Source organism: Rhizobacter sp. P5_C2 (assembly GCF_054049715.1).
This window is the reverse complement of sequence record NZ_JBFULV010000166.1, coordinates 1-8,987: the sequence shown is the minus strand read 5'-3', so window position 1 is coordinate 8,987 and position 8,987 is coordinate 1. Positions and strand designations below refer to the sequence as shown.

At 69.3% G+C, this 8,987-nt stretch carries 12 protein-coding genes; 8 read left to right on the top strand and 4 right to left on the bottom strand.

The genetic code is table 11. The features are described 5' to 3' along the window. The 7 genes from ACXJLU_RS31660 to ACXJLU_RS31630 form a co-directional block, all read left to right on the top strand. On the top strand, positions 1–499 hold a 499-nt coding region (locus tag ACXJLU_RS31660; protein ID WP_457337724.1), incomplete at its 5' end, for a sensor histidine kinase. Between the two features lie 69 nt (positions 500–568). Continuing rightward, positions 569–847 (top strand): hypothetical protein, encoded by a 279-nt coding sequence (locus ACXJLU_RS31655; RefSeq protein ID WP_457337723.1) that lies wholly within the window; start codon positions 569–571, stop codon positions 845–847. Positions 848–852: 5 nt separating this feature from the next. Then, a complete protein-coding gene (locus ACXJLU_RS31650) occupies positions 853–1,113 on the top strand; it encodes a hypothetical protein (RefSeq protein ID WP_457337722.1) in 261 nt (86 codons plus the stop codon). 42 nt (positions 1,114–1,155) lie between these two features. Next, positions 1,156–2,136, top strand: coding sequence for a 2-dehydropantoate 2-reductase (locus ACXJLU_RS31645; RefSeq protein ID WP_457337721.1), 981 nt, complete (start codon positions 1,156–1,158; stop codon positions 2,134–2,136). Positions 2,137–2,155: 19 nt separating this feature from the next. Further along, positions 2,156–2,764, top strand: coding sequence for a hypothetical protein (locus tag ACXJLU_RS31640; RefSeq protein WP_457337720.1), 609 nt, complete (start codon positions 2,156–2,158; stop codon positions 2,762–2,764). 130 nt (positions 2,765–2,894) lie between these two features. Next, positions 2,895–5,114 (top strand): acyl-CoA dehydrogenase, encoded by a 2,220-nt coding sequence (locus tag ACXJLU_RS31635; protein ID WP_457337719.1) that lies wholly within the window; start codon positions 2,895–2,897, stop codon positions 5,112–5,114. Beyond that, a complete protein-coding gene (locus ACXJLU_RS31630) occupies positions 5,111–5,599 on the top strand; it encodes a hypothetical protein (RefSeq protein WP_073468084.1) in 489 nt (162 codons plus the stop codon). Before ACXJLU_RS31635 ends, ACXJLU_RS31630 begins: the two co-directional genes overlap by 4 nt. Before the next feature lie 31 nt (positions 5,600–5,630). On the opposite strand, the gene ACXJLU_RS31625 is transcribed toward ACXJLU_RS31630, so the two are convergent. Together ACXJLU_RS31625 and ACXJLU_RS31620 are read right to left on the bottom strand one after the other, a co-directional pair. Next, positions 5,631–6,272: a YitT family protein gene (locus tag ACXJLU_RS31625; protein WP_073468085.1), complete on the bottom strand. Its 642-nt coding sequence runs from the start codon at positions 6,270–6,272 to the stop codon at positions 5,631–5,633. Positions 6,273–6,322: 50 nt separating this feature from the next. After that, a complete protein-coding gene (locus ACXJLU_RS31620) occupies positions 6,323–6,871 on the bottom strand; it encodes a Dps family protein (protein ID WP_457337718.1) in 549 nt (182 codons plus the stop codon). Between the two features lie 168 nt (positions 6,872–7,039). Here ACXJLU_RS31620 and ACXJLU_RS31615 point away from each other — a divergent pair, with 168 nt between their 5' ends. Further along, positions 7,040–7,189, top strand: a complete 150-nt coding sequence (locus ACXJLU_RS31615; protein WP_457337717.1) for a PIN domain-containing protein — start codon at positions 7,040–7,042, stop codon at positions 7,187–7,189. Between the two features lie 99 nt (positions 7,190–7,288). Here ACXJLU_RS31615 and ACXJLU_RS31610 read toward each other — a convergent pair whose 3' ends face one another. Further along, a complete protein-coding gene (locus tag ACXJLU_RS31610) occupies positions 7,289–8,428 on the bottom strand; it encodes a branched-chain amino acid ABC transporter substrate-binding protein (protein WP_073468087.1) in 1,140 nt (379 codons plus the stop codon). A 229-nt stretch (positions 8,429–8,657) separates the two neighbouring features. Beyond that, positions 8,658–8,987 (bottom strand): hypothetical protein (locus tag ACXJLU_RS31605; protein ID WP_457337716.1); only part of this gene is annotated, 330 nt, incomplete at its 5' end.

Genomic DNA, 8,987 nt, shown 5'->3' with positions numbered 1-8,987 from the left:
GCCCGGCGTGGGTGGCGCGCGCGATGCGGCAGCGCAGCCGCCGGTCGCGCTGCACGAGGTGGTGCGCGAGGTGGTGTCCGACCTGGTCGCGATGGCCGAGGCCGGCAACGTCGACCTGGGCGTCACTCGGCTCGATGCGGTGCATGTCGCCGGCACGCCGGTCGACCTGCACACGCTGGTGCGCAACGCGGTCGACAACGCGGTGCGCTACACGCCGGCCGGCGGGCGCGTCGACGTGAGCATCGAACGCGCCGACGGCCACGCGCTGCTGCGCGTCGACGACACCGGCCGCGGCATCCCGCCGGACCAGCGCGAGCGGGTGTTCGATGCGTTCTACCGGGTGGTCGGCACGCAGCCGACCGGCAGCGGGCTGGGCTTGTCGATCGCACGCGGCATCGCGCAGCGGCTGGGCGGGCAGATCACGCTGGACACGGCGCCCGGCGGCGGGTTGCGGTTCGAGTACCGACAGGAGTACCGACAAGACAGCGTGCGTCATTAAGTTTCGGTATGGACGCGGCGGCTGGCGCCGCTACCGTGGCAGGTCCTCTGCAACAACGGGAGCCTCTGCATGGCCTTGTATCGCAACGTCGGCGGCATCGTGACCCTCGCACCCGGCGGCACGCACCACTGGGAATACGTGTTCGACGGCTTCGGCCGCGATGTCGGCGTCGCGATCGCGGCGCCCAACATCCAGGAGCCGCAGTTCAACGTCGAACTGGTCACCGTCAGCCAGGGCGTCGTCGCCCGCTCGAACGGCGAGACCGACGGCATCCACTACACCGTCAACATCCGCAACGCCGGAGCGGCGGCGATCCACTACAACCTCAGCATTGCCGAATGGAGCTGAACGCGATGAACACCGCCACCGTGATCACCGAGGCCGGCCGCGTGGTCGGCGTCCAGGTCGACCTGCCCGCCGGCTCGCGCCGCATCGGCCCCGTCGCGATGCTGCGCGCCGGGCCGGCGCAGACGCTGCACCGCGTCGAGCTGGAGCTGCCCACGTCGCTCGCCACCGCCGACGAGATCGAGCGCTTCCATGCCGGCATCGCGAAGCAGCTGGCGATCGCCGCGCCGGGCAAGTCGAAGTCAAAGCCCCCGAAGGCGCGAAAGTAGCGCCTGTCGCAGAATGCCCCCTCGTTCAGAAAAGGGGCAGCGATGAAGGTGTGCATCTACGGGGCCGGCGCGATCGGCGGGTTCATCGGCGCGCGGCTCGCGGCGAACACGACGGCGCAGGTCAGCGCCGTGGCCCGAGGCGCGACGCTGCAGTCGCTGCGCGAGCACGGCTGGCGGCTGCGGCAAGGCGGCCAGCTCGTCACCGGGCCGGTCAACGCCACCGCCGATGCGGCCGAACTCGGCCTGCAAGACCTGGTCGTCATCGCCGTCAAGGGCCCGGCGCTCGCCGGGGTGGCCGGTCAGCTTGCGCCGCTGCTCGGTCCGCACACCGTGGTGCTGCCGGCGATGAACGGCGTACCTTGGTGGTTCGGCCGCGGCATCGCGGCGATCGGCGACGCGCCGCTCGAAAGCGTCGACCCGGGCGGGCGCATCGCCGCGAAGATTCCGCATGAACAGGTGCTCGGCTGCGTCGTGCATGCGGCCACCACCAGCCCCGAGCCCGGCCTGGTCGAGCACAAGATGGGCCAGGGGCTGATCATCGGCGAGCCCGGCGGCCGCGAATCGGCACGCGCCCGCGAGGTCGGCGCGCTGCTGGCCCAGGCCGGCTTCGACGTCACGGTGTCGGCCAGCGTGCGCCAGGACATCTGGTACAAATTGTGGGGCAACATGACGATGAACCCGGTGTCGGCGATCACCGGCGCCACCGTCGACCGCGTGCTCGACGATCCGCTGCTGCTGACCTTCTGCGCCAACGCGATGCGCGAGGCCTCGGCGATCGGCGCGCGCATCGGCTGTGCGATCGCGCAGACCCCCGAAGACCGCCAGCAGGTCACCCGCAAGCTCGGCGCGTTCAAGACCTCGATGCTGCAGGACGTGGAGGCCGGGCGCGGCATCGAGCTCGATGCGCTGGTCGGCGCGGTGCGCGAGATCGCGCAGCGCCTGGGGCTCGCAACACCCAACATCGATGCACTGCTCGGGATGACAAGGCTGTTCGGGCGCGTACACGGCCTGTACCCCGACTGAACTTCAACCGGACACTGCCATGACCCTGCTTGCTCGCTCCTTCGCCACGGCGCTGCTGACACTCGCCGTCACGGTCTCGCATGCACAGACACCCGCTGCCCCGCAGCGCCTGCGCGGCACCATCGAGTCGTTCGACAACACCACGCTGGTCGTGAAGGAGCGCAGCGGCGAGGTGCTGCGCCTCGCGCTCGCCGACACCTTCGCCGTCAACGAGGTCGTGCCGACCGAGCTGGCCAGCATCCAGGCCGGCAGCTACATCGGCACCGCGGCGATGCCGCAGGCCGACGGCACGCTGCAGGCGCTGGAAGTGCTGGTGTTCCCCGAGCAGGCGCGCGGCAGCGGTGAAGGCCACTACCCATGGGACCTGCAGCCGGGCAGCACGATGACCAATGCGACCGTCGCCGACGTGGTCGGCCAAGCCAAAGGCCGCACGCTGACGCTGCGCTACAAGGATGGCGAGAAGAAGGTGCTGGTGCCGGAAGGCGTGCCGGTCGTCACCGTGAAGCCGGGCGACCGTGCGCTGCTGGTGCCGGGCGCGAAGGTGCTGGTCACCGCGCAGCTGCGCGACGGCAAGCCGACCGCACTGAGGGTGATCGCGGGGCGCAACGGGTTCGCACCGCCGATGTGACGGCGGCCTGCGGCACCGGGCAGGCCGCTCTCGTGTGAGCGCTGTCCGACCCGCCAAGCCGGTGCCGTCCGGCAGATTCGCACCTCGGCAGGCTCGACCATGCAGCATCTCGTCTGCACGGAGACCCTCGATGGGCCTGACCAGCTTCCTCGGCCGCTCGGCGATGCCGTTCTTCAGCAAGGCCCTGCCCGCGATGGGCGACACCGAACGCGCCGCGCTCGAGGCCGGCACCGTGGGTTTCGAGGGCCAGCTGTTCGCGGGCCGCCCCGATTTCGACGCGCTCCTCGCGATCCCGCCGAACCGGCTGACGCCCGCCGAGCATGCCTTCCTCGACGGCCCGGTGCGCGACCTGATCGGCATGCTCGACGACTTCTCGATCGACACCGAAGGCGACCTGCCCGCCGCGGTGTGGCAGCACCTGCGCCGGCACCGCTTCTTCGGGATGATCATCCCGACCGAGCACGGCGGGCTCGGCTTCAGCCACCATGCGCATGCCACCGTGGTGGCGCGCATCGCGAGCGTCAACGTCGCGGCCGCCGTCACGGTGATGGTGCCGAACTCGCTCGGTCCGGCCGAGTTGCTGCTGCACTACGGCACCGAGGCGCAGAAGACCCACTACCTTGAGCGCCTGGCCGATGGCCGCGACCTGCCCTGCTTCGGGCTGACCTCGCCGTATGCCGGCTCCGACGCCGCCTCCATCCCCGACCGCGGCGTGCTGACCGAGCGGGTGATCGACGGCCGTCGCGTGCGCGGCTTCAGCGTCACCTTCGACAAGCGCTACATCACGCTCGCGCCGGTGGCGACGGTGGTCGGCCTGGCCTTCCAGGCGATCGATCCGACACGGCCCGAGGGCGAGCAGGAGCTCGGCATCACCTGCGCATTGCTGCCGGTGCCGACGCCGGGCATGGAGATCGGCCGCCGGCACCGGCCGATGGACTCGGCCTTCATGAACGGACCGGTGCGCGGCGAGAACGTGTTCGTGCCGATGGACTGGGTGATCGGCGGCGAGCAGCAGGTCGGCCAGGGCTGGCGGATGCTGATGGAATGCCTGGCGGCCGGCCGTGCGATCTCGCTGCCGGCGATGGGCGCTGCGATGCAGCAGACCGCGCTGTTCGTGATGAGCGGCTACGGGCAGATCCGCGAACAGTTCGGCCTGCCGATCGCGAAGTTCCATGCCATCGCCGCGCTGCTCGCCCGCACCGCAGCCGACCTGTACGCCACCGACGCCGCGCGCCGCTACACCGCCGCGGCGCTCGATGCCGGGCAGCGGCCCAGCGTCGCGAGCGCGATCCTGAAGGTGCACCTGACAGAAGCCGGCCGTCGCGCGGTGGTGCACGGCATGGACGTGCTCGGCGGCAAGGGCATCATCTCCGGCCCGAGCAACCTGCTGGGGGCGGCCTACCGCCAGGCGCCGATCGCGATCACGGTGGAAGGCGCCAACATCCTGACGCGCTCGCTGATCATCTTCGGCCAGGGCGCCGTGCGTTGCCATCCGCATGTGCTCGACGAGATGGCCGCGGTGCAGGCCGACGATGCCGAGGCCCTGGGCACCGCGCTGCTGGCGCACGGCCGGCATGTGCTGCGCAACCTGTGGGCGAGCCTGACGAGCGCCCCGCTGCGCGGCCGCGTGCCGAAGGGCCTGCAGAAGGAAGCGCGGCTGATCGCCCGCGTGTCGGCCAAGTACGCGTTGACCGCCGACCTGGCGATGGGCCTGCTCGGCGGCAAGCTGAAGCGCATGGAGCTGCTGTCGGCGCGGCTCGGCGACGTGCTGTCGAACCTGTACCTCGCGTCGGCCAGCGTGTGGCGCTACGAGCAGGAGGCCGATCCGGCGCTGCTGCCGATCGCGCGCGCCGCCATCCGCGTGCAGCTCGACCAGGCCGCCGCCACGCTGCGCGACCTGTACGCCAACCTGCCGTCGGCCCCGCTGCGCGCGCTCGCGCCGCTGCTGCTGAGCGGCACGCGGCACCTGGCGCCGTTGCGCGACCGCGACCTGGTGGCGCTGGCCGAATCGCTGCGCGACGAGCCGGCGGTGCTGGCACGGCTGTGCATCGATGTCGGCACGCCGCGGTCCGGCGGCTTGCGCGACCTGAAGGACGCGCTCGACCAGGCGCTCGCGCTCGGCGACGAGGCCGGCCAGTTGAACCAGGCGCTGCGCCACAACCATTCGCTGGAAGACGTGGCCAGCCATTCGCGCAACCCCGGCGCGGCGCTCGCATACCTGCGCGCGGCCACGAAGGTGATCCGCGTCGACGATTTTCCCGGGCCGGCCAAGCCGGCACCGACCGCTTCCCGGGTGTCATCACCCTCACCCACCGCCGTCGCGGTGCCCGACCCTCTGGAGGTGCCATGAGCCAGACCATCCACCACGACATCCCGAATGCCGTCGCGAGCCCGATCCGCAGCGATGGCGTGCTGCCACCGGAGAACAAGATCTTCATGGCCTTCCAGGAGGCGGACGACCTGCAGGGCGCGCTGAATGCGCTGCTCGACGCCGGTTTCCAGGAAAGCGAACTGCTGGTGTTCTCGCCGCAGCAGATGCAGCGCCAGATGCAGACCAACATCGACCACGCCGGGGCGCTGGCGTCGATCGGGCAGGACCTGAACCTGCTGAAGACGCACCTCGCGCTCGCCGAGCAGGGGCACGGCTACGTGGTCGTGCTGTGGCCGAAGAGCGACCACGAAGAGCTGATCACGCAGGTGGCGATCGAACACAACGCCGCGCGGGCGCAGAAGTTCGGGCGGCTGATCATCGAGGAGCTGATCGAGCCGCAACCGGGCCGGCAGCAGCATTTCGAATCGCCCGACCGCGGGCTGGACCGCGAGACGCACCGCTGATCAGCGGGTGGCCGATCACGGCACGGCCGGCTCACAACACGGCATAGCGCCCCGGCTTGTGGTTGACCGCGATGAACAGGTTCATCACGACGGCCGCGAGCACCGACCAGGCGACGCGCGCCGGGTCGACCACCGTCAGCGCCAGCAGCACGACGCTGCAGTCGACGACCATCTGCACCTTGCCGGCCCGCCAGCCGCGTGACTGCTGCAGGTACAACGACACGATGGTGGCGCCGCCCAGGCTGGCCCGGTGGCGCGCCAGGAACAGGCACCCCGAGCCGAGCAGCAGCCCGCCCAGCACGGCGGCGTAGGCCGGGTGCAGCCGCTCGATCGCGAACAGCTGCGGCGACCATTCCGTCATCAGCGACAGCAGCGTGATCGCGACGAAGGTCTTCAGCGTGAACTCGCGACCCATGCGGCGCCACGCGAACCAGTAGAACGGCAGGTTGATCGCGAAGAACAGCTTGCCCAGGCCGATGCCGGTCGCGTAGTGCAGCACGAAGGCGACGCCGGCCGTGCCGCCGGTCAGCAGCCCGACCTGCGCGAACAGGATCAGCGCCAGCGAGACGAACAGCGTGCCGGTGAAGATGGCTTGCGCGTCCTCGAACGGCGTGTGGCGCTGGACCGGCGGCAGTGGCAGCGGGGCTTCGGCGGGGGCACTGGGGAGGCTCATGGCCCGGGATATTGCACGAAGCGTGCCGCCCGCGCGAAGCCTGGAGAGCTTCAGTGCCCGCCGCTGTCGCCCGAGCGGCCGGCCTCGAACAGGAACCAGGTGCGGCGCTCGCTCTCGTCGATCCACACCTCGATCAGGCTGGCGGTCGCGATGTCCTGGTGCTCGTCGCAGACGCCGTGGGCCTGGCGCAGTTCGGCGACCAGCGTCTTGTTGTCTTCGCGCAGCTCGGCCAGCATGTCCGACGGCTCGACGTACTCGGCGTCGTTGTCGAGGATGCGTTGCGAGCGCGCGATGTGCCCGATCGAGCGCAGCGTGGTGCCGCCGACCTTGCGCACGCGCTCGGCGATCGGATCGGTCATCGCGTAGAGCTGGTCGGCCTGCTCGTCGAGCATCACGTGGTAGTCGCGGAAGTGCGGGCCGCTCATGTGCCAGTGGAAGTTCTTGGTCTTCAGGTACAGCGCGAACACGTCGGCCAGGATGCCGTTCATCGCGGCGGCGATGTCGCGGGTGGCGCCGGCCTTCAGGTCGGTCGGCGTGACCAGCGGGGCGCGCTGGCGCTCCTTGGCGCTGCGCGCCGGGGTCGAGGCTTTCTTCTTCATCGGGATTCCTCCGGGAAGTGGGGCTTGCAGCATAGCCTCGGGCGGCGGGATCCGCCTCCTCCGGGAGGGGCAGGCATGCCATCTTCGATCCCGCTGTCGGCTCGTCAGGGCTCGCAGCACTGCAAGAGGAGACCCGAATGAACCCCATCGTGAAGTGCGATCGCTCTGATGGAGTCACTGACCCTCAGCCATGGGCTGCAGATGGGCGATGCGCTGATTGCTGCAACGGCGCTGGAACATGGGCAACCCGTGCTGACCGGCAACGTCAAACACTTCGCTGCCGTTCCGCATCTGCTCATCGAAGGCTTCGCGATCTGAGCATCCACGCACCGTCGATCCACGAGATGCCGGACAAGCCAACGAAAAAAAGGGACGCCTCGCGGCGTCCCTTCGGTCTGGCAGTGAACGGAAAACCGATCAGCGCACGACGGCGATCTGCTCGCGCTTTTCACCCTTGTAGGTGAAGAGCGTCAGCGCGCCGTTCTTGACGTCGCCCTTCTCGTCGAACGAGATCGTGCCCGTCACGCCCTTGTAGCCGTCGGTCTTGGCCAGCACCGGCAGGTACTTGGCCGGGTCGGCAGAACCGGCCTTGACCATCGCGGCGACCATCACGTTGACGGCGTCGTAGACGTACGGCGAATAGATCTGCACTTCGGTGTTGAACTTCTTCTTGTAGTCTTCACGGAACTTCTCCATGCCGACCTTCTGCGTGCCTTCGACACCACCGGCTTCAGCGCAGACGACCTGGCCGTCGGCCATCGCGCCGGCAGCCAGCTTCGGCAGTTCGCCCGAGCAGATGCCGTCGCCGCCCATGAACTTGGCAGTGATGCCCAGTTGCTTCATCTGGCGGATCATCGGGCCGGCCACGGCGTCCATGCCGCCGTAGAACACCACGTCGGGGTTCTTCGACTTGATCTGGGTCAGGATGGCGGTGAAGTCGGTCGCCTTGTCGGTCGTGAACTGGTGCGACTGGACTGCACCGCCCGCGCCCTTGACGCCCTTTTCGAACTCGTCGGCAACGCCCTGGCCGTAGGCCGTGCGGTCGTCGATGACGGCGATCGACTTGCCCTTCAGTTCCTTGACGGCATAGCGGCCCAGCGTGCCACCCAGGTGCACGTCGTCAGCCACCACGCGGAACGTGGTCTTGTAGCCGTTGCGGGTGAACTTGGGGTTGGTGGCCGACGGGCTGATCTGCGGAATGCCGGCGTCGCTGTAGATCTTGGAGGCCGGGATCGACGTGCCCGAGTTCAGGTGGCCGATCACGCCGTTGACCTTGGAGTCGACCAGCTTCTGGGCGACGGCCGTGCCTTGCTTCGGATCGCCGGCATCGTCTTCAGCCTGCAGCTCGAGCTTGACCTTCTTGCCGCCGATCGTCACGCCCTTGGCGTTCAGTTCGTCAATGGCCATGCGCGCGCCGTTTTCGTTGTCCTTGCCGAGGTGGGCGATGCCGCCGCTCGTCGGGGCAACGTGGCCGATCTTCACGACTTCCTGGGCGGACACCGCACCGGCGAACAGGGTCACGGCGGCGGCGACCAGGACATTGAATTTGTATTGCATGCAAAAACCTCCGGGGGTTGGAAAAGACTTGAATGACGAGTGAGGAGTCAGCCTCAGCGGGCGCAACGTTAACCCAAAAAAAACCGCCTCCATTGCGGGAATCCTCGGGGCTCGTCGCGCGATGTCCTCAGGGGAACAGGGGTTGGGCTCGCTGCGGCATGGCCACTCAACGAGCAAGAACCGGGCCGCGTTGATAGGGTTTCCAACTAGCCGCGTGGCTGGGAACCCATCAACGGCCGCGATGGCGATGCAGCTCTTGCGCGACCGCGCGGGTGACGACCTCGCGCAGCGTCGTCGCGAGTTCGTTGCGGGTGTCGCGGATCAGCGAATCGGCGATGCGCGCGAGCGCCGGCGTCAGCAATTCGCGCAGCTTGTATTCGAAGACGAGGTCGAGCTGGCGCTGCACGTCGGCCAGCACGCGTTGCACGACGGCTTCTTCGCTCAGCGGCGGAGCCACCGGCGCGGCGGCCGGGGCCGCGGCACGGGGGGCCGGCGGCGGTGGTGACGGAGACAGGGGCGACAAGGCAGACGGCGCGGTGGCCGCGAACGCCGGTGGCGC

Coding starts and splice junctions, on each gene's coding strand:
- ACXJLU_RS31630 (WP_073468084.1), top strand. CDS start 5,111: ATGAGCCAGACCATCCACCACGACATCCCGAATGCCGTCGCGAGCCCG.
- ACXJLU_RS31610 (WP_073468087.1), bottom strand. CDS start 8,428: ATGCAATACAAATTCAATGTCCTGGTCGCCGCCGCCGTGACCCTGTTC.
- ACXJLU_RS31625 (WP_073468085.1), bottom strand. CDS start 6,272: ATGAGCCTCCCCAGTGCCCCCGCCGAAGCCCCGCTGCCACTGCCGCCG.
- ACXJLU_RS31640 (WP_457337720.1), top strand. CDS start 2,156: ATGACCCTGCTTGCTCGCTCCTTCGCCACGGCGCTGCTGACACTCGCC.
- ACXJLU_RS31655 (WP_457337723.1), top strand. CDS start 569: ATGGCCTTGTATCGCAACGTCGGCGGCATCGTGACCCTCGCACCCGGC.
- ACXJLU_RS31615 (WP_457337717.1), top strand. CDS start 7,040: ATGGAGTCACTGACCCTCAGCCATGGGCTGCAGATGGGCGATGCGCTG.
- ACXJLU_RS31645 (WP_457337721.1), top strand. CDS start 1,156: ATGAAGGTGTGCATCTACGGGGCCGGCGCGATCGGCGGGTTCATCGGC.
- ACXJLU_RS31650 (WP_457337722.1), top strand. CDS start 853: ATGAACACCGCCACCGTGATCACCGAGGCCGGCCGCGTGGTCGGCGTC.
- ACXJLU_RS31620 (WP_457337718.1), bottom strand. CDS start 6,871: ATGAAGAAGAAAGCCTCGACCCCGGCGCGCAGCGCCAAGGAGCGCCAG.
- ACXJLU_RS31635 (WP_457337719.1), top strand. CDS start 2,895: ATGGGCCTGACCAGCTTCCTCGGCCGCTCGGCGATGCCGTTCTTCAGC.